Origin of the sequence: Sphingomonas sp., assembly GCF_036677245.1 — a bacterium.
Lineage (GTDB): Bacteria > Pseudomonadota > Alphaproteobacteria > Sphingomonadales > Sphingomonadaceae > Allosphingosinicella.
Map to the genome: position 1 here is coordinate 1 of NZ_JAKFCG010000045.1, position 17,867 is coordinate 17,867.

Sequence of the window (17,867 nt, forward strand, 5' to 3'; positions counted from 1 at the left end):
CCCGGCGCCCTGGCCGCTTCCCGCCCCGGCCGCGCCCGCTCCAGCCTCGGCGGCGGTGCCCGAACCCGGCGCGGGCGCGGCTGCGACAGGGGGCGGCACTGGAAGGACAAGCTTGGGCTGCGGCGCGACGATCGGCGCAGCCGCTTTCCCTGGCGAGGACGGCGCCTCCGCCGGTTGCGGCCGGGGCCGTTGCGGCTCGGCCACCGGTGGCGGCGGCGGCTCGACGACGTCGAATACGGCCAGTTGCGGGCCGGCGCGGCCACCGTGGTCGAAGCGCAGGCCGAAGATCAGGGCGTACAACAAGGCGGCGTGGAACAGGACCGCGCCAAGCACCGCCGCGAACCGTTCGCCCGTCCTTCCGCCTGACGCGAAACCCGTACGGCGATGTTCGCGCCTGCGGGGACTTGGCGCCACGGCAAGATCCGCCGAAGGAGCGTGATCATTCATTTCGGTGTCAAACGGTCGGCACGCAGAAGCGATGCGGATGGTGCGGTGGCCGCCACCCGGCGAACTTTCGGTGCGCAAACTTTTGGCTTTTGCGCCGGTCCGCAATATGGCGGCGCGCAGGCAATTGGATGGGTGGCCGAGTGGTTTAAGGCAGCGGTCTTGAAAACCGCCGTGGGTGCAAGCTCACCGTGGGTTCGAATCCCACCCCATCCGCCACCACAATCAAACTTGCGTATGATCATTTTTGGATCGCGCACGTGGCCAAATCGCCGACCAGTTCGCGTGCGCAATCGTCATCAACTTCGTTCCGCTTTCGTAACGGCATCAGCCACGATAGCATGAAGGACGCGGCTAGGAGCGGATGTGGGCGCAGAGACCTAATCAGTACGCCAATGGCGATCTCTGTTGACCTGAAAAGCCCCGTGACCTGGGTTGCGTGTTCACAACGTTGGGAGACAATGAATGGCAGGCTTCAGGGATTTTGTGTCGCGCGGGAACGTGCTCGAGCTCGCGGTGGCGGTCATCATCGGGGCCGCATTCGGCACGATCGTCACCTCGCTGACCGAGGACGTGATCATGCCTGTGGTCGGATCGATCATGGGTGACCTCGATTTCTCGAACTATTTTGTCCGGCTCGGGCCGATTCCGGATGGCTTCAAGGGCGACCCGAATAGCTATGCGGCGCTCAAGGACGCGGGCGTCGCGATGCTCGGCTACGGTCAGTTCGTCACCTCCCTGGTCAACTTCCTCATTCTCGCCTTCATCATTTATCAGATCGTGAAGATCGCAAGTCGCGCGAAAAAGCCGACCGAGGCTGCAGCGCCCGCTCCTACCGACGAGCTGCTCGTCCTGCGTGAAATTCGGGATGAGCTGCGAAATCGGGCGTGAGATAGAGCGTGGGAGCGCCGACATCAGCCGAACGCTAAGTCTGATTATCGGTCTGATCATTTTTGGATCGCGCACGTGGCCAAATCGCCGACCAACTCCGCGGCGCTGGGGCGCTCAAGCCGGTTCAGGCGGCTTCCGCTTTCCGATACCCTGTCCTTTGGCGGAGAATGTCACGAATATTGCGTGTAGGATCAGAATCCATTTACATTCGTCTGAGAATAGCAGGCGGGGGCAATCATGAAAATCAATGCACTCCGAGCTTCCGCTTTCTTTGTAATCTTTTGCCTCTCGATACCTGCGGCGGGGCAGGTTCGGTACCACGATTGGACCACGGCGATTAGCGATGACAGGAGCAGCATCTCCGCGTCGAATGTCAATGCCGATGGCTCCATTCTGATGGAGACTTGCACTGTTCAGTCGAGAACATGTTTTTGGATAATGGGGGGCAGCACAGTTTGCGAGAAGGGTGTCACTTCTCCCGCACTCGTCAACTCAGACAAATATGCAGGCTCAATTAATTTGAATTGCGTCGGCGACATCGGAGATGGGCTTTACGCTTATGCGTTTGCTGATTGGAAATCGCTGGAACATCTTATCAAAGACAGCAAATATGTGGGTATCGCAGTGGCCATAGGAGATACTCAGTTCAAAGTTTTCAGGTTCTCGCTTCTTGGAATGGCAGAGGCACAACGGCGCGCTGAGAAAAGTTTTCGGTCTATGCTCGAACGGGACAGCAAGGCCGCTCGGCCGCAAACTCAACCTGTTGGTGAGACAATTCTCTGAGCAAGCAACCAACCCGCGCTCAAAGCGTCCCCACCACTGACGACCGAAGTTGACGTTAGCAGCCGATAGTGATCGAAGTGCGACCGATCGGAGAAGACGATCGATGATCAGGATCGGCACCGCGGGGTGGTCGATTCCGCGGGCATTTTCGGATCAGTTGCCCGGAGAAGGCTCGCACCTGCAGCGCTATACGCGATTGTTCAATGCGGCCGAGATCAACAGCAGCTTCCATCGCTCGCACAGGCGGACGACGTACGAGCGCTGGGCGGCAAGCGTTCCGGACGGCTTCCGCTTCGCGGTCAAGCTGCCGAAGACGATCACGCACCAGCGCAAGCTCGTCGACTGCGACGACGCGATCGGCGCTTTCGCCGAGGAGGTGGCGGGCCTCGGAGACCGGCGCGGCCCGATCCTCGTCCAGCTGCCGCCGCGTCTGGAATTCGATCCAGCGATCGCGCTTCCCTTTTTCGAACGGCTTGCACTCGTCCTCGGCGGCACCTTGGTCTGTGAACCCCGCCACCCGAGCTGGTTCGATCCGGCGGCCGACGCTGAGCTGGTGCAACTCAGGGTCGCCCGGGTCGCCGCCGATCCCCCGCCCGCCCCCGGCGCCGCCGATCCCGGCGGCTGGCCAGGCCTGACTTACACGCGATGGCACGGCTCGCCCGCGATCTACCGCTCCTCGTACGGCGAGGAGGCGATCGCGGCGCTCGCGACGCGGCTCCGCGCCGCCGACGTCGAGAGCTGGGCGATCTTCGACAACACCGCCTCCGGCGCGGCAACCGGCAATGCCCTCGCCCTGGCGGCGGAGTGCAGCCGATCGGAGCGATGATCGGTTCGTTCGCTCAACCCTCGGACGAGCCGGTACTCCCCCGTCTCCGACGCGGGCTCGCTTAGCGATAGATCACTCCTGATTGGGCGCGGCATGGTGCACGCGCCATCTGCACTTCGCTCCCGTCGGGCAGGATGCAGAGAATTCGTCCTGGCGCCGGCCGTTCCGATTTGCCCTTCGTTGTTTCGGCCTTCGGCGCTCGCGGCGGTCGAGCTTCTGTCCGCGTCGTGGCAGCAGCGCTTTGCGCGCGAGCGGCGCTGGCCCGCTGAGGCGCTGCAGGCGGCGCGCGACCGGCGATAGCGACTTCGGGAAGCTCGGCCGGAACGAAATCCTCCACAGGACCATAAATGCCCGGGTCCGGAGCGATCACTTGGGGCAGAATGCCGTAGTCCTGCTCCTGGGTGCGCTCCACATCCCGTTCGGGGACAGCCGCAACAGTCTCGGCTCGCCGGGGGCCTTGCGCAACCATCACCAAGGCTGCCGTGGCAGCGCCCATCGCGAACAACCCGCCCCCGCCAAGCCACAGCCGAAGCGTGCGCGCTCCGCTCCCGTTCGCCCGGACAGGCTCCGTCTTTGGCGCGGGCCCGAAGTTATCCGGCTCCTCTGCCCAGTCGTCAAAGCGGTACACCGGCGACCCGGGCGGCCCGCCCTCGTCGTCGAAGGACACGCTACGCACCATTGCCGCGGTCGCGGCGGCCCGCGCGGGAACCGGCAATGAACGCTCGGCAGCGCCGGCACCCGGACGAGCTTCGCCCGGAGAGCTGAGGAAGTCCCCGGCGCTCTCCCCCGGCGCTACCGGCGGCGGGGTTTCTGCCTCTTCCTCATCCTGCTCCGCGGTGAGGAAATAGCCGGCGGTCGCCTCCACGTGCTGCTTGGAAAGAGGACCAAGCAGCATCCGTTCGTCGCGCGTGACGGCGAGCTCGACGAACTGCTCGATGTCGGTCACTTCCTCCCTGGTCGCGCTGCTTTCATGGTCGATCTCGGTGGCGCCGACCCAGATCATCTTGCCCGCGACACGATAGGGATCGATGTCGAGCCGATCCCGGAGCAGGAGGCACAATTTGTGAACCTCGGTGTTGAAGGCGCGCAGGCTCGATGGCTTGCCCGTCGTCCAGGCTACTTGCTCGCCATCCACCTCATACGCCCGGCCGATGCGCACCCGGACCCGGCCCGGCTGATTGACGATATTGACGACGGAGATGCTTTTCTCACCGATCACCAGGGCGTCGAACGGCTCGGTCGATCCCTGCCGCTCGGCACTGACGATCGGCTTGGGGGGAATGTCACCGATGATGTGCCAATGGGATGGAAGCAGCGCATCCAGCGCGCGGAGCGCGTCGTCCCTGGCCTTGTTGCCGTTGCCGCGATCGACAATCAGCATCCGAGCGGACCGCATCAGCCTCTGTCCTCTTGCGTCTGCGCGACAGCCCGCGACGTTCCGCCGCGCCACGGCTCGCCGGAGCAGGAGCGGTCCAGCAAGCTATGACATCAAGTCACACTGTTCAAACGCGAATTCGCGACGGTCAAGGAGCCTCGCGGCTAAAGTGGGACACGAGTGCCGTTGCGAGACAGGTCTCCACCCTGGCGCCTGCGCCGGGTTCAGTCGCAACCTTGAAGGCTCATCTCTGGACCGGCACCGACGTGTCTCGCTCTCGCCCCGCAAGCCTCGTGCCGGTCACTCCGCCGCGCTGCGCTGCTCGGTGACCGCGTCCGCGCTCTGTTCGTCGCGGATCAGCTTCTGGAGGAGCTTGCGTACTTTGACGGCGGCGATGTCGTTCGACATCAGCACGGGGTTGAGCGAGAAGAAGTCGGAAGTGCCCATCTCGTCCTGCACGGCCTGGATCAGCGGCCCATCCTCATCGTGAAAGGCGTCGTGCATCGCCTTGATCTTGATCGCATTGAACTCGCCGTCCTCGACGACGTGGTTGCGCCGGGTGACGAAGAAATAATGGGTGTGGAATTCGTCGGCGGGGGTGCAGGTGTGGAGGTCATATTGGCCGATCGACTCGTCATAGCCGTCGCCCTCCCCCTGCAGCGCCCAGACGGTAAGCTGGATGTTGGCGGGCGGGCTCCAGGTGATGTCGAAGAAATGCCGTGCCTCCTCCTTCGGCTCGGGCAGGAAGGGCGCGAAGATCCCGATCGGCGGGGTCTGCTTCCACGCCCATTGCGCCGAGATCGTCCGCGCCGTCTCCTGGATCGTCGGCACGATCGGCGAAAGCTGCCCGCGGGTGGTGATGATCTCGCCATGGACATGATCGATGTGGCTGAGGTCCATCACATTGTCGATGATCAGCTCATAGTTCGATTTCATCGCCATATAGGTGTAGGCGATCGCGTTGGGATGCCCCTCCATCAACGGTGAGAAGTCGGGCAGCAACGCGCGGTCGGCGGGCTCGTCGCCCATCCAGATCCAGATGAAGCCATATTGCTCCTGCACCGGAAAGCTGCGGACCCGCGCGGCCTTGGGAATATGGCCGGTGCCGTGGGGATTGTGGGTGCATTGCCCGTCGGCATCGAAGCGCAGCGCGTGGTAGAGGCACGAGACTTCATCGCCGACCCTCTTGCCCAGGCTGAGCGGCGCGAAGCGGTGCGGGCAGCGGTCGTGCAGCGCGACGACGCTGCCGTCCTGCTTGCGATAGAACATCACCGACGTGTCGAGGATCTTGCGGTGGAAGAAGGCCTCGCCCTCGACCTCGGTGGCGATCGCGCCGACGTACCACGCGTTCATCAGATATTTCGTCGAATGAGTAGATTGCATTGCCTGCTCCATCACAAATCGAGCACCAGCCGCCGCGAAATCGCGCGCGAGCAGCAGGGCGTGAAAAGGTCGTTGGCGGCACGATCCTCGGCGGAGAGGAACATGTCGCGGTGATCGGGTTCGCCGGCGATGACCATCGTCACGCAGGTCCCGCAAATCCCCTGCTCGCACGAGACCGGAACGTCGATGCCGGCCGCCGCGAGGGCGTCGACCGCGCTCTGGCCGGGCGCGACCTCGATGATCAGGCCGCTGCTCGCGATCTCGATCTCGAAGCTGCCGTTCGGGTCCGCAAGCGGGGCCTGCGCCTCGGGACGTGCTGATGCGCTCACGCCACCTCCCTGATCGCTTGCGCTCCGGCCGCTTCCTCGGCGAGCAATTTGTCGAGCACCCACAGCATTTTGACTGGCCCGGCGTCGTGGACGATGTCGATCTGAGGCGCCCCTGCATAGTCGCGCTGGCGCTCGCGCTGCCCCTCGAGCATTCTCTTGTCCTCCAGGAATGCCGTCTCATTGGCCTCGTACATCAGGTCGACGATGCCTGGCATGTAGGTTTCGCGGCTGGTCCCCCACGAGAAATAATAATCGACCGACTCCGCATCGCGCGGCGTCACCGCCTGGCTGGTGAAGGTGTCGAGCAGCAGAGCGCCATTGGTCGGCCCCGTTTTCGCGTCGCCCGCCTCGTGCACGGCGAAGCGCAGGATGAAATTGCAGGGCACGGTCAGCCGGACATGGGCCTCGATGTCGAACAAGGCGTCGGGCGGGAACAGATGCTTGACGAACGCCGGCGGCGGCGAGCGACGGACCGAATAGCGGGTCTCGATGCCGCGCGGCGTGAGCTCGTGCGTCGGCCTGGTGAACGACCAATCCTCCGATCCTCCCAACGTCATGTCGTGGACCCACGAGAGGTGGCTGAGGTCGGCGAGGTTGGCGATCTCCTGGCGGAAGCTGGCCCCGATCCGCAGATGGTTGGTGCGCAGGATCCAATCGGGATCGCTCGGCCCGATCGCGTAACAGATCAGATCCGGGTCGGCGAGCGCCGGCTCGCCCATCCACACCCAGATCCAATTGTCGCGCTCGACCACCGGGAATACGGGGACGTTTGCGCCCGGCGGAATGCGGGACATGCCGGGGATCTGGGTGCACTGGCCGTCCGGACCGAACAGCAGGCCGTGATACATGCAGCGGATCGAATCGCCCTCCTTGCGGCCAAGCGACAAGGGTGCGCTGCGGTGCCGGCAGCGATCTTCCATCGCCACCGCCTCGCCGTTGGGCTTGCGATAGAGCAAGATCGATTGGTCGGCGATCTTGCGGGCGAGCAGCCCGTCCTGGCCGAGACTGAGATCCTTGTCCCATCCCGCGCAATACCAAGCGTTTTTCAGGAACATTGCCTGCGCCCTTTTCCAACACCCTCTCGATGAAGGCGTTTCAAGAAGCGTGCCAGACGGCGAATACCAAGACCTCCGGCGATTCAGGCTAGGCTTGGCCCGCCTGTCTTGTGTATGTTTGCACAATTCCAGGCGCAGACTTGTGTAATTTCAAACAAGTGGAACCAGGCCATGGCCAGCACCACCCGCGCCGACCGCCGCTTCCGTGCGGTCGAGCTTCCCCCCGATCCGTCGCTCGACGATCTGCTGCGCACGCTCGAGCTGTCGCCCGAGACGGCGGAGATCAGGCTCAACGGCGAGCGCATGGTGCTGGTCGACAACGCCTCGCTCGGCATCCTCCGGCGCGAGGTGATCCTCGCGCTGGGCCATGAGCGGGCGCGCGCGGTGATGTCGCGCCTCGGCTACAGCCTCGGCGCCGCCGATGCCGAAATGGGCCTGCGCCTGCGCAAGGACGAGGGCGTCTTCGCCGGTTTCGCCGTCGGGCCGCAATTGCACGCCTTGCGCGGCGCGGTGAAGGTCGAGCCGACTGTGTTCGAGGCGGATCTCGAGACCGGCCATTTCTACAGCGAATATTTCTGGCACAATTCGGCCGAATGCCAGGCCCACAAGTCGGAGATGGGGATCGGGCCCGAGCCTGGCGGCTGGCAGCAGGTCGGTTATGCGTCGGGCTATGCTTCGGCCTTTCTTGGCCGGCCGGTGATTTTCCGCGAGGTCGAGTGCGTGGCGATGGGCCACGAGCGCTGCTTCCTGATCGGCAAGCCGGCCGACCAATGGGAGGACCCGGAAAAGGAAGCGCGCTGGTTCCGCGCGGAAAATTACACCTCGCGGCCGAATGTCGGCAGCGCGGGCACCGAGCCGGCCGACGATCTTCGCATCGGCCATCGTTCGATCGTCGGCGCTTCGTCCGGCTTCAACATCGCGCTCCACCTGGTCGACAAGGTCGCGCCGACCAACGCCCCGGTGCTGTTCCTCGGCGAGAGCGGCGTCGGCAAGGAGGTGTTTGCGCGCGAGCTCCACAAACGCAGCCGGCGCTCGGGGCAGATCATGCTCTCGGTGAACTGCGCGGCGATCCCCGACACATTGATCGAATCCGAGCTGTTCGGGGTGGAAAAAGGCGCGTTCACCGGCGCGACCGCGTCGCGCGCGGGCCGCTTCGAGCGCGCCAAGGGCGGGACATTGTTCCTCGACGAGATCGGGACATTGTCGCTGTCGGCGCAGGGCAAGTTGCTCCGCGTCCTCCAGGAGGGCGAGTTCGAACGGATCGGCGGGCTGAAGACGCTCACCGCCGACGTGCGCATCGTCGCGGCGACCAATGCCGATCTGCGCAGCGAGATCGCCCAGGGGCGGTTTCGCGCCGACCTGTTCCATCGCCTCAGCACTTTCCCGATCCGCGTGCCGCCGCTGCGCGAGCGGCCGGCGGACATTCCCTTGCTGGTAAACTATTTCCTCCGCCTGATGACCGCCCGGCACGGGCGGCGGGTGACCGGCTTCCAGGAGGAAGCCCTGCGCTTCTTCCGGATGCACGATTGGCCGGGCAACATTCGCGAGCTCGAGAATACGATCGAGCGGGGCGTGATCATGGCCAATGACGGCGAAGCGATCGGCCTCAGCCATCTGATGATGGCCGGCGGCAGGATCAGCTCGCCCGATGACGCCTCGCTCGACGATCCGCTCCTGGCGCTGATCGTCAACCAGCTCCACCGCCCGAAGAATGACGGATTGGCCGAACAGATCCTCGATCGCGGCATCGGCTATGACGCGATGCTCGCCGAGATGATCGACGCCGCGCTGAGCAGGAGCAAGGGCAATGTCTCGGCCGCCGCCCGCGTCCTCAAGATGAGCCGATCGCAGCTCGTCTATTGGCTCAAGACCAACAAGCCGGCGCCCGTCGCGGGCGCCGATCCAAGCGACGCAGCCGCGCCCGACGCGCGCGGCGAGCCGAGAGACGATTGATCGCGCGCTCGTCTTTGTCCAGGAGCGGCAGTCAATGAGAAAAGCCGCTCACCGCCCGATCCTGATCGCCGGCGCTTCGCTCGCCCTGCTCGCGGTGGCGCTCGGCGCGTTCGGCGCGCATGCGCTTGAGGGCGTGGTCGACGCGAAAGGCCAGGGCTGGTGGCAGACCGCGGCCCAATATCAGATGTGGCATGCGATCGCCTTGGTCGCGCTCTCGGCGCTGCCGCTGCGCGGGGTGCGGCCGGCGGCGTTGCTGCTTGGGCTCGGCACGATCATCTTCTCCAGCAGCCTCTATGCGATGGCGCTCGGCGGCTGGCGTTGGCTGGGCATGGTGACGCCGCTCGGGGGAATGCTTATGCTCGCGGGCTGGCTCGTCCTGGCTGCTGCGGCGTGGCGCGCAGGCGATGAAAAATTGGAAAGTCTCTGATGATTGAAGGCAAGATCACCCCGTTCGACTGGGCGGACCCGTTCGGGCTCGACGAGCAATTGTCCGACGAGGAACGGCTCGTGCGCGACAGCGCCGAAGCCTATGCGCAGGACAAATTGCTGCCGCGGGTGACCGAGGCCTATCTCGACGAACGCTTCGACCGCGAGATCATGACCGAGATGGGCGCGCTCGGCCTGCTCGGCTCGACGATCCCGGCGGAATATGGCGGCGCCGGCCTCAATTACGTGAGCTACGGCCTCGCCGCCCGCGCGGTCGAACGCGTCGATTCGGGCTATCGCTCGGCGATGTCGGTCCAATCCTCGCTCGTGATGTACCCGATCCATGCCTATGGCAGCGAAGAGCAACGGCGCAAATACCTGCCCCGGCTGGCGACCGGCGAGGCGATCGGCTGCTTCGGCTTGACCGAGCCCGATGCCGGCTCCGATCCGGGAGGCATGCGCACGCGCGCCGAGAAAGTGGATGGCGGCTATCGGCTGACCGGCAGCAAGATCTGGATCACCAACTCGCCGATCGCCGACATTTTCGTCGTCTGGGCCAAATCCGACGCGCACGACGGCAAGATCAAGGGCTTTGTCCTCGAAAAGGGAATGAAGGGCCTGACCGCACCGCAGATCAAGCAGAAGCTGTCGCTGCGCGCCTCGATCACCGGCGAGATCGTGATCGATGGGGTCGAGGTGCCCGAGGAGTCGCTGCTCCCCGGCGCGAGCGGGCTTGCCGGCCCGTTCGGCTGCCTCAATCGCGCGCGCTACGGCATCGGCTGGGGCGCGATGGGCGCGGCCGAGGCCTGCTACCATGCTGCCCGCAGCTACACGCTCGAGCGCAAGCAGTTCGGCCGCCCCCTCGCCGCGACCCAGCTCGTCCAGCTCAAGCTCGCCGACATGGCAGCCGAGATCAGCCTCGGGCTGCAGGCGGCGCTGAGGGTGGGCCGTCGAATGGACGAAGGCGTGGTGATTCCGGAGACCTTGTCGCTGATCAAGCGCAACAACGTCGGCAAGGCGCTCGCCATCGCCCGCACCGCGCGCGACATGCACGGCGGCAACGGCATCAGCGCCGAATATCATGTCATGCGCCACGCCGCGAACCTCGAGACGGTCAACACCTATGAGGGGACGCACGACGTCCACGGCCTGATCATCGGGCGCGCGATCACCGGCATTTCGGCCTTCTGATGGCCGCGTCCTGATGGGCCCCGTCTAGTGGACCGTCCGCTCGCGGGGATTCGGGTCATCGAGCTGGCGCGTATCCTCGCCGGGCCATGGGCGGGTCAGCTCCTCGCCGATCTCGGCGCCGAGGTGATCAAGATCGAGCAGCCCGGCAGAGGCGACGACACGCGCGAATGGGGCCCGCCGTTCGTCGAGAGCGCCGACGGAAGCGCCGCTTATTTCCACGGCTGCAACCGCGGCAAGGCATCGCTGGCGATCGACATCGCCAGCGCCGAGGGACAGCGGCAGATCAAGGAACTGGTCGCGCAGAGCGACGTCCTGATCGAGAATTTCAAGGTCGGCGGGCTGCGCAAATACGGCCTCGACCATGCCAGCCTGTCGCGGATCAACCCGCGGCTGATCACCTGCTCGATCACCGGTTTCGGGCAGACCGGCCCCTATGCCGGCCGTGCCGGCTATGATTTCATGATCCAGGGCATGGGCGGCATCATGGACCTGACCGGCGAACCGGGCGGCGAGCCTCAGAAGACCGGTGTCGCAATCGCCGACATCTTCACCGGCCTCTATGCCTCGACCGCGATCCTGGCAGCACTGCGCGGACGCGACACGACGGGCGAAGGTGCGCACATCGACCTTGCCCTGCTCGACACCCAGGTCGCGATGCTCGCCAACCAGGCGATGAACTATCTCGTCTCGGGCGAGGTGCCGCACCGCATGGGCAATGCTCATCCCAACGTCACGCCCTATCAGACGTTCGCGGTCGCCGACGGCTATGTCATCGTCGCGGTGGGCAACGACCGCCAATTCCGCGATCTGTGCAATCTGCTCGGCCTCACGAGCCTTGCGGCAGATCCCGAATTCGCCAGCAACGCCGACCGCATCCGCAACCGCGAACGGCTGACCGCGACCCTCGCCCCCGCCCTGCTGCTGCAGGCGCGCGATCCGCTGCTCGCCGCACTGGCGGCGGCCGGCGTTCCCGCCGGCCCGATCAACGATCTCGCGCAGGTCTTCGACGATCCGCAGGTGGTGGCACGCGGGCTGAGGATCGATCTCGGCGGGGTCCCGGGTGTCGCCTCCCCGATCGTGATCGACGGCAATCGCCAGGTCGCCGCGCGCGGCAGCCCGGCGCTCGATCAGGATCGCGGTCGGTTCGTCATCGGCGAGAAGGAAATTTAAGCGGACTTTGCGGCGGGGCGCCGAAACAGCAGGATCGGCGCGCTGTCGTAGCGCGCCTCCTGTTCCTCGCCGAAGCCGAGCTTGCGCGCGAGGCGGATCGACGGCTGATTGGCGGGATCGATGATCGCGACGAAGCTGTGCCCGGGAAGCATGCGGTCGCCCCATTCAAGCGCTGCCGCCCCGGCTTCGGCGGCATAGCCCTGGCCGTGCGCGCTCGCGGCGAACACCCAGCCCATCTCGGGAACGCCTTCAATCGAGCGATCGAGATCGCGTTTGAAATCGCCGAAGCCGATTTGGCCGATCATCGCGCCGTCGGCGCTGCGCTCGACCGCCCAATAGCCGTAGCCGAGGACAGGCCACATGCCCGCCCCCGCCAGCATCCGGCGCCAGGCCTGCTCGCGGCTCTGCGCCTGGCCGCCGAGGTAGCGCATGACGTCCGGATCGCCCAGCATCGCAGCCTGGGCGGTGACATCCGCGGCGGTGAAGCCACGGAGGCGGAGGCGCGCGGTCTCGATCGTCGGGACCACGCGTCGCGCTTATTTCTTGCCGAGGGTGAGCCCGCCGAAACGCTTGTTGAAACGTGCAACCTGCCCGCCAGTGTCGAGCATCTTGTTGTTGCCGCCGGTCCAGGCCGGATGCGCGGTCGGATCGATGTCGAGCTGCAAGGTGTCGCCTTCCTTGCCCCAGGTCGAGCGGGTCTCGAACACGGTGCCGTCGGTCATCTGCACCTTGATCATGTGATAATCGGGATGGGCGTCGGTCTTCATGGTGAATCTTCCTGCGAACGGCTGGTTCCGACCAGCCTCAATGGAGGCGGCGCTCTACAAGCTGGGCTCGTTATTGACAAGCCATGGCCAAGCTTCGTAGCAGGCCGGCAGCGAAGGTGCCGCCAGCTGGCGGTGAAAAGGGAAGCCGGTGAAGATCCGGCGCTGTGCCCGCAACTGTAAGCGGCGAGCCCCTCCCCTCAAGGGGGAGACAAGGCGTTGACCCGTGTAGCCAGGAGACCTGCCTCCGCTTGTCGTCCGCGTCCGGCCGGGTCCAGCCTGCGGCGCGTGGTGCCTCCGGCGGCCTGTGCCACCGGCGACTCCTCCGAGACGGCAGTCCTGTCGTCTATGGAGGTCAAAAATGCACCAATTGTTTCTTCTGCTCGCCGCCGGCACAGCGCCGGTTTCGCTCCCCGCCGACACCAGCGTGCCGATCGTCGTCACCGCTTCGCGCGAGCCGATCTCGCTCGGCGACGCTCCGGTTTCGGCAAGCCTGTTCGATCGCGAGACGCTCGACAGGCTCGCCTTTCCGCTGACTGGCGACATCCTGCGCCTCGTTCCCGGGGCCTCGGTCTCGACCTCCGGCCCCGCCGGCAGCCAGACCCAGCTTCGCATCCGCGGCGCCGAGGCCAACCACAGCCTGCTGTTCGTCGATGGCATCCGCTTCAACGATCCCGCGGCGGGCAACGAAGCGCGCTTCGAGCTTCTCACCAACGACAGTCTGTCGCGGATCGAGGTCGTGCGTGGGCCGCAATCGGCCTTGTGGGGCTCGGAGGCGCTCGGCGGCGTGGTCGCGGTCGATACCGCCGATCCGTTCGCCGGCACACGGCTGCGGGCAACCGGCGAATATGGCAGCCTCGACAGCCATCGCGCCGCCGGCCAATTCGCGGTCCGCGCCGGCGAGTTCGGGATCAGCGGCACCGGCACCTGGCTGGGCAGCGGCGGCGTGGATTCGGTCGGCGACGGCGGCGAGCGCGACGGCTTCGAGAACCGCTCGGCGAGCCTCAAGGCGGTGTTCAGGCCCGCGGCCGATGCCGAGGCGGGGGTCGCCGGCCTGTGGGTGGACGGCGACAGCGAATATGACGGGGTGGTCTGCGATGCGAACTTCGTCTGCCCGCACGCCAACACATTGGACGAGACCCGCAGCCGGATGTTCGCGCTGCGCGGCTGGGGCAAGGCGAGCACCGGCGGCACGCAGCCGTGGGACGTGTCGCTGAGCGCGAGCATTCTCGACAGCCGCAACCGCAACCGGCTGGGAGACGATCCGGTCAACACCACCTGGGGGCAAAGATCGACGATCGGCGCGCAATCTTCGAAGCTTCTGAGTGCCGCCGGCGGCGCGCATCGCCTGACGGTGGCCATCGAGCATGAACGCGAGGATTTCCGGGCGCGCGACCAGCAATATTTCGGCGCTACCAATCAGGACCGGGAACGCAGCCTGACTGCTTATGTGGCGGAATGGCGCGGCGAATGGGGCGATCGGCTGGCCGGTGGCGTCGCGCTGCGTCACGACGATTTCAGCGCGTTCGCCGATGCGACGACGTTGCGCGCGAACCTGCTCATCCGCTTCACCGAGCAGTGGAGCGTGCATGCCGCTTATGGCGAGGGCATCGCGCAGCCGACCTTCTACGACCTCTACGGTTTCTTCCCCGATTCCTTCATCGGCAACCCGAGCCTGCGTCCGGAGCATTCGGCCGGGTGGGAGGCAGGTCTGCGCTGGTCCCGAGGGGCGACCAATGTCGGCATCACCGGTTTCACCAACCGGCTGAAGGACGAGATCGTCGATACGTTCGATCCGCAGACCTTCATCTCGAGCACCGCCAACGCGGACGGCAAAAGCCGGCGGCGCGGGGTCGAAATCGAGGCCCGGCACGGCTTTGGGGACGCCTGGACGTTCGCGTTCAATTATACCTATGTCGATGCCGACCAGCAGCGTTTCGTCGGCACGTCTGCGGTGCGCGAGCTGCGTCGGCCGAAGCACAGCGCGAATCTGTTCGCGCTCGGCCGGATCGGCCCGATCGATGTCGGCGCGAGCCTCGCTTATGTCGGCAAGCGCCGCGACACGGATTTCGACGTGGTGCCCGCGCGAGCCGTCTCGCTCGACGATTATCTGCTCGGGTCGCTCAATGTCGGTTGGGCGGTCACGCCGCGGATCACCGCCTATGCGCGGATGGAAAATGCGTTCGGTGTCGATTACGAGGATGTCGCGGGATACGAGACAGCGGGAAGGACGATCTATGCGGGCCTTCGTCTGCGCCTCGGCGATTAGCCTCGCGCCAATCCTCGCGCTGGCTCCTTTGGCCCAGGCGGCCGGCGCACCCCCTGACGCGGCGGGCTCGGGCGGTGCGCCCGCGCCGCGGCGGGTCGTGTCGCTCAAGCTCTGCACCGACGAGCTGTTGCTGATGCTTGCCCGTCCCGAGCAGATCGCCTCTGTCACCTATCTGTCGCAGGAGCCGCACGAAACGCCCTTATGGGCCGAGGGCCGCCGTCATCGCAAGAATGACGGCAGCCTGCTCTCGGTGGCGGCGCTCGCGCCCGATCTGGTGCTCGACATGGGCGGCGGCGGCCGCGACACGGTGCGGATCGCGCAGCGCCTCGGCATGCGGCTGCTGACCCTCCCCTACCCGCGCACGCTCGGCGACGTCGAGCAATCGGTGCGCGCGGTCGCCGCGGCGCTGCACCGGCCGGCAGCGGGGGAGCGGCTGGTCGCGGGCATCGAGCAGTTGAAGCGCAGCGCGCCGCCGCCGCGGATCGAGGCGATGTGGCTCGGCGGCGGCGGGCGCAGCGTCGCCCCGGACAGCCTCGCCGCCCAATGGATGGCGCTGGCCGGGCTGAAGCAGATCGCGCTGCAAGGCGACAGGGTGACGCTCGAGCAATTGCTCGTGCGACCGCCGAGGCTGTTGCTCAAGAGCGTATATCGCTCCGGCCAATATTCGTCCGAGCAGCGCTGGCTCGCTCATCCTTTGGTTGCCAAGCGGCCGATCGCGACGATCGCCACGGACGGCCGGCGCTGGACCTGCATGGGGCCGCCGATGATCTCCGAGACGCTACGGCTGCGCCGTCTGGTCCGCCGATGAGCCTCCGGCTGCTTTCGCTATTGCTCGCGTTGCTGATCGCGGCCGCCCTGCTGTCGCTTGCGCTGCCGTGGCCGCCGCTGCGCGACCTGCTCGGCCGGGATCAGGGTCTCGCCGCGACGATCATCCTCGAGATCCGGCTGCCGCGAACCGTGCTCGCATTGCTCTATGGTGGGATATTGGGGGCGTCGGGTGCCGCCATCCAGGCGCTGTTCGCCAACCCGCTTGCGTCGCCCGATCTGACCGGCACGACCAGCGGCGCCGCGCTCGGGGCGGTGGTGACCGCCTATCTGTTCGGCTTTTCCGCGCCGCTCGCTTTATCGGCGGGAGCGGTCGGCGGCGCGTTCGGCGCGCTGCTGCTGCTGCTCGCCCTCGCCGGGCCCCGCGCCGAGACCGCGACCTTGTTGCTCGCCGGGCTCGCGATCAGCGCCCTTGCCGGCGCGCTGACCACTTTGGCGCTGGCGCTCTCGCCCTCCCCGTTCGCTTTCTACGACGCCTACGAATGGCTGATGGGCTCGCTGGTCGACCGCAGCCTCGACCAGGCGGCGTTCGCCGCGGTTCCAGCGATCATCTCGGCCGCGCTGCTGCTGCGGCTCGCGGGTCCGCTCGACTCGCTGACGCTCGGCGAGGAAGTCGCCCAATCGCTCGGCCACGACGTCCGCCGGCTGCGCCTCGAGACGATCTGCCTCACTGCTTTGGGGGTCGGCGCCTGCGTCGCGGTGTGCGGCGCGGTCGGGTTCATTGGCCTGGTCGCGCCAGTCTTCGCGCGCCGGCTCGGCGGCGGCCACCCCGGCCGCGCGATCGGCCCGGCATGCGTGATCGGAGCGCTGCTGCTGCTCGGCGCGGACATGATCTCGCGCATCGCCCCGGTCGGCCGCGTGCTGCCGCTTGGCGTGATCACTGCGCTGCTCGGCGCGCCCTTCTTCCTCTGGCTGGTCGCGCACATGCGGTGGAGGCTGAGCCGATGAACGCGCTCGAGGCTTACGATGTGGTGGCGAGCGGCATCGCGCTGCCGGGCCGCCTCGATCCCACCTCGATCACCTTGAGGCCGGGCGAGCTCACCTGCATGATCGGCCCCAACGGCAGCGGCAAGACCAGCCTGCTCCACGCTTTGGCCGGCATCGGCCACCCACGCGGCGAGGTGCGGATCGGCGGGATCGATCCGCACAGCCTCCCGCCGGCGCTGCGCAGCGCCTATCTCGCTTATTTGCCGGCGACCCGCGACATCGCCTGGCCGCTGATCGCGCGCGATCTCGTCGCGCTCGGCGATCCCGGGGCGCGCGACGCGGGCAAGGTGGAAAAGGTGCTCGCGCAGCTCGGGCTCGATCATGTCGCCGACCGCCGGCTCGACCGGCTCTCGACCGGCGAGCGAAGCCGGGTCCTGCTTGCACGGGCGCTGGTCGCGGGATCGCGCCTGCTGCTGCTCGACGAGCCGACCGCCAATCTCGACCCATTGTGGCAATATCGCGCGATCGACCATGTCCAGCATCTCGCCCGGCGCGAGCGCCGCGTCGTGCTGGTCGCGCTCCATGATCTCGACATTGCCGCGCGTTGCGCCGACCGCCTGCTGATCATGAACGACGGGCGGCTCGCGGCGGACGGACCGCCGCACCAGTTGCTCGACAGCCCGATCATGGCATCGGTGTTCGGGATCGTCCGCAGCGCGGACGGGTGGCGTCCGTCAGGCTGACCAGATCAGGCTGAGCGGGTCAGCTCGACGCAGCCGAGGGCGATGGCGGGTCGGCGATCATCGCCGTGAAATTGGCTTCGCAGGCCAAATTGCCGTCGACCAGCGCGCGCCCGGCGAACTTGCAGACGCGTGTCCGCATCTGGACGAATTCGACCTCCAGCCGGAGCAGGCAACCGGGCTCGACGGGAGCGCGGAACTTGGCGCCCTCGATCGCCATGAAATAGACCAGCTTGCCCGAGCCGGAGAGCCCGAGCGACTCGACGGCGAGCACGCCGGCGGCCTGCGCTAGTGCCTCGACGATCAGCACTCCGGGCATGATCGGCCGCCCCGGAAAATGACCCTGGAAAAAGCCCTCGTTGATCGTCACCGCCTTGATCGCGGCGATCGACTGGTTGGGGATCAGCGTCTCGACCCGGTCGACGAGCAGCATCGGGTAGCGATGCGGCAGTGCCGCCATCACCCGCTGGACGTCGAGCGGACCGATGGCGCCGCCTTCGGCCTCGGCGCTCACCT

19 protein-coding genes, 1 tRNA gene and 1 riboswitch are annotated in these 17,867 nt (G+C 66.4%); of the genes, 13 read left to right on the forward strand and 7 right to left on the reverse strand.

Going from position 1 to position 17,867, the window contains the following annotated elements:
* From V6M48_RS04485 to V6M48_RS04505, 5 genes are all read left to right on the forward strand, one after another.
* The coding region (locus tag V6M48_RS04485; protein WP_332811327.1) for a hypothetical protein at positions 1–366 on the forward strand (366 nt) is incomplete at its 5' end.
* 207 nt (positions 367–573) lie between these two features.
* A tRNA-Ser gene (locus V6M48_RS04490) sits at positions 574–663 on the forward strand.
* Positions 664–909: 246 nt separating this feature from the next.
* Entirely contained in the window at positions 910–1,335 is a 426-nt protein-coding gene (gene mscL, locus V6M48_RS04495) for a large conductance mechanosensitive channel protein MscL (protein ID WP_332811328.1), read from the forward strand.
* 237 nt (positions 1,336–1,572) lie between these two features.
* A complete protein-coding gene (locus V6M48_RS04500; protein WP_332811329.1) occupies positions 1,573–2,118 on the forward strand; it encodes a hypothetical protein in 546 nt (181 codons plus the stop codon).
* 103 nt (positions 2,119–2,221) lie between these two features.
* The gene (locus tag V6M48_RS04505; RefSeq protein ID WP_332811330.1) at positions 2,222–2,944 is read left to right on the forward strand and encodes a DUF72 domain-containing protein; all 723 of its coding nucleotides are present in this window, start codon (positions 2,222–2,224) and stop codon (positions 2,942–2,944) included.
* A gap of 61 nt (positions 2,945–3,005) precedes the next feature.
* Here V6M48_RS04505 and V6M48_RS04510 read toward each other — a convergent pair whose 3' ends face one another.
* The 4 genes from V6M48_RS04510 to V6M48_RS04525 form a co-directional block, all read right to left on the reverse strand.
* Positions 3,006–4,325: a hypothetical protein gene (locus V6M48_RS04510; protein ID WP_332811331.1), complete on the reverse strand. Its 1,320-nt coding sequence runs from the start codon at positions 4,323–4,325 to the stop codon at positions 3,006–3,008.
* Positions 4,326–4,619: 294 nt separating this feature from the next.
* The gene (locus tag V6M48_RS04515; protein ID WP_332811332.1) at positions 4,620–5,672 is read right to left on the reverse strand and encodes an aromatic ring-hydroxylating dioxygenase subunit alpha; all 1,053 of its coding nucleotides are present in this window, start codon (positions 5,670–5,672) and stop codon (positions 4,620–4,622) included.
* Positions 5,673–5,713: 41 nt separating this feature from the next.
* The gene (locus tag V6M48_RS04520) at positions 5,714–6,031 is read right to left on the reverse strand and encodes a 2Fe-2S iron-sulfur cluster-binding protein (protein ID WP_332811333.1); all 318 of its coding nucleotides are present in this window, start codon (positions 6,029–6,031) and stop codon (positions 5,714–5,716) included.
* Positions 6,028–7,086 (reverse strand): aromatic ring-hydroxylating dioxygenase subunit alpha, encoded by a 1,059-nt coding sequence (locus V6M48_RS04525; protein ID WP_332811334.1) that lies wholly within the window; start codon positions 7,084–7,086, stop codon positions 6,028–6,030. The genes V6M48_RS04520 and V6M48_RS04525 overlap by 4 nt, the downstream gene beginning before the upstream one ends.
* 171 nt (positions 7,087–7,257) lie before the next feature.
* Here V6M48_RS04525 and V6M48_RS04530 point away from each other — a divergent pair, with 171 nt between their 5' ends.
* The 4 genes from V6M48_RS04530 to V6M48_RS04545 are packed head-to-tail and all read left to right on the forward strand — an operon-like array spanning position 7,258 to position 11,826.
* Positions 7,258–9,039 carry a sigma 54-interacting transcriptional regulator gene (locus V6M48_RS04530; RefSeq protein WP_332811335.1) on the forward strand — a complete coding sequence of 594 codons (1,782 nt, stop codon included), beginning with the start codon at positions 7,258–7,260 and terminating at the stop codon, positions 9,037–9,039.
* Between the two features lie 34 nt (positions 9,040–9,073).
* Positions 9,074–9,466 (forward strand): DUF423 domain-containing protein, encoded by a 393-nt coding sequence (locus V6M48_RS04535; RefSeq protein ID WP_332811336.1) that lies wholly within the window; start codon positions 9,074–9,076, stop codon positions 9,464–9,466.
* The gene (locus tag V6M48_RS04540) at positions 9,466–10,656 is read left to right on the forward strand and encodes an acyl-CoA dehydrogenase (RefSeq protein WP_332811337.1); all 1,191 of its coding nucleotides are present in this window, start codon (positions 9,466–9,468) and stop codon (positions 10,654–10,656) included. Before V6M48_RS04535 ends, V6M48_RS04540 begins: the two co-directional genes overlap by 1 nt.
* A gap of 27 nt (positions 10,657–10,683) precedes the next feature.
* A complete protein-coding gene (locus V6M48_RS04545; protein WP_332811338.1) occupies positions 10,684–11,826 on the forward strand; it encodes a CaiB/BaiF CoA transferase family protein in 1,143 nt (380 codons plus the stop codon).
* Here V6M48_RS04545 and V6M48_RS04550 read toward each other — a convergent pair.
* A complete protein-coding gene (locus V6M48_RS04550; RefSeq protein ID WP_332811339.1) occupies positions 11,823–12,353 on the reverse strand; it encodes a GNAT family N-acetyltransferase in 531 nt (176 codons plus the stop codon). The genes V6M48_RS04545 and V6M48_RS04550 overlap by 4 nt on opposite strands.
* Before the next feature lie 9 nt (positions 12,354–12,362).
* On the reverse strand, positions 12,363–12,593 hold the full coding sequence (rpmE, locus tag V6M48_RS04555; protein ID WP_332811340.1) for a 50S ribosomal protein L31: 231 nt from the start codon (positions 12,591–12,593) through the stop codon (positions 12,363–12,365).
* A gap of 97 nt (positions 12,594–12,690) precedes the next feature.
* A riboswitch (cobalamin riboswitch) is annotated at positions 12,691–12,853 on the forward strand.
* 98 nt (positions 12,854–12,951) lie between these two features.
* Here rpmE and V6M48_RS04560 point away from each other — a divergent pair.
* From V6M48_RS04560 to V6M48_RS04575, 4 genes are read left to right on the forward strand one after another with little or no spacing between them, the layout of a single operon-like run.
* Positions 12,952–14,859: a TonB-dependent receptor plug domain-containing protein gene (locus V6M48_RS04560; protein WP_332811341.1), complete on the forward strand. Its 1,908-nt coding sequence runs from the start codon at positions 12,952–12,954 to the stop codon at positions 14,857–14,859.
* The gene (locus tag V6M48_RS04565; protein WP_332811342.1) at positions 14,828–15,667 is read left to right on the forward strand and encodes an ABC transporter substrate-binding protein; all 840 of its coding nucleotides are present in this window, start codon (positions 14,828–14,830) and stop codon (positions 15,665–15,667) included. Before V6M48_RS04560 ends, V6M48_RS04565 begins: the two co-directional genes overlap by 32 nt.
* Positions 15,664–16,632 (forward strand): FecCD family ABC transporter permease, encoded by a 969-nt coding sequence (locus tag V6M48_RS04570; RefSeq protein ID WP_332811343.1) that lies wholly within the window; start codon positions 15,664–15,666, stop codon positions 16,630–16,632. Before V6M48_RS04565 ends, V6M48_RS04570 begins: the two co-directional genes overlap by 4 nt.
* Positions 16,629–17,354: an ABC transporter ATP-binding protein gene (locus V6M48_RS04575; RefSeq protein ID WP_332811344.1), complete on the forward strand. Its 726-nt coding sequence runs from the start codon at positions 16,629–16,631 to the stop codon at positions 17,352–17,354. Before V6M48_RS04570 ends, V6M48_RS04575 begins: the two co-directional genes overlap by 4 nt.
* A 19-nt stretch (positions 17,355–17,373) precedes the next feature.
* On the opposite strand, the gene fabZ is transcribed toward V6M48_RS04575, so the two are convergent.
* A complete protein-coding gene (fabZ, locus tag V6M48_RS04580) occupies positions 17,374–17,865 on the reverse strand; it encodes a 3-hydroxyacyl-ACP dehydratase FabZ (protein ID WP_332811345.1) in 492 nt (163 codons plus the stop codon).
* Between the last annotated feature and the right edge of the window lie 2 nt (positions 17,866–17,867).

Coding starts and splice junctions, on each gene's coding strand:
- mscL (WP_332811328.1), top strand. CDS start 910: ATGGCAGGCTTCAGGGATTTTGTGTCGCGCGGGAACGTGCTCGAGCTC.
- V6M48_RS04500 (WP_332811329.1), top strand. CDS start 1,573: ATGAAAATCAATGCACTCCGAGCTTCCGCTTTCTTTGTAATCTTTTGC.
- V6M48_RS04505 (WP_332811330.1), top strand. CDS start 2,222: ATGATCAGGATCGGCACCGCGGGGTGGTCGATTCCGCGGGCATTTTCG.
- V6M48_RS04510 (WP_332811331.1), bottom strand. CDS start 4,325: ATGCTGATTGTCGATCGCGGCAACGGCAACAAGGCCAGGGACGACGCG.
- V6M48_RS04515 (WP_332811332.1), bottom strand. CDS start 5,672: ATGAACGCGTGGTACGTCGGCGCGATCGCCACCGAGGTCGAGGGCGAG.
- V6M48_RS04525 (WP_332811334.1), bottom strand. CDS start 7,086: ATGTTCCTGAAAAACGCTTGGTATTGCGCGGGATGGGACAAGGATCTC.
- V6M48_RS04530 (WP_332811335.1), top strand. CDS start 7,258: ATGGCCAGCACCACCCGCGCCGACCGCCGCTTCCGTGCGGTCGAGCTT.
- V6M48_RS04535 (WP_332811336.1), top strand. CDS start 9,074: ATGAGAAAAGCCGCTCACCGCCCGATCCTGATCGCCGGCGCTTCGCTC.
- V6M48_RS04540 (WP_332811337.1), top strand. CDS start 9,466: ATGATTGAAGGCAAGATCACCCCGTTCGACTGGGCGGACCCGTTCGGG.
- rpmE (WP_332811340.1), bottom strand. CDS start 12,593: ATGAAGACCGACGCCCATCCCGATTATCACATGATCAAGGTGCAGATG.
- V6M48_RS04560 (WP_332811341.1), top strand. CDS start 12,952: ATGCACCAATTGTTTCTTCTGCTCGCCGCCGGCACAGCGCCGGTTTCG.
- V6M48_RS04565 (WP_332811342.1), top strand. CDS start 14,828: ATGCGGGCCTTCGTCTGCGCCTCGGCGATTAGCCTCGCGCCAATCCTC.
- V6M48_RS04570 (WP_332811343.1), top strand. CDS start 15,664: ATGAGCCTCCGGCTGCTTTCGCTATTGCTCGCGTTGCTGATCGCGGCC.
- V6M48_RS04575 (WP_332811344.1), top strand. CDS start 16,629: ATGAACGCGCTCGAGGCTTACGATGTGGTGGCGAGCGGCATCGCGCTG.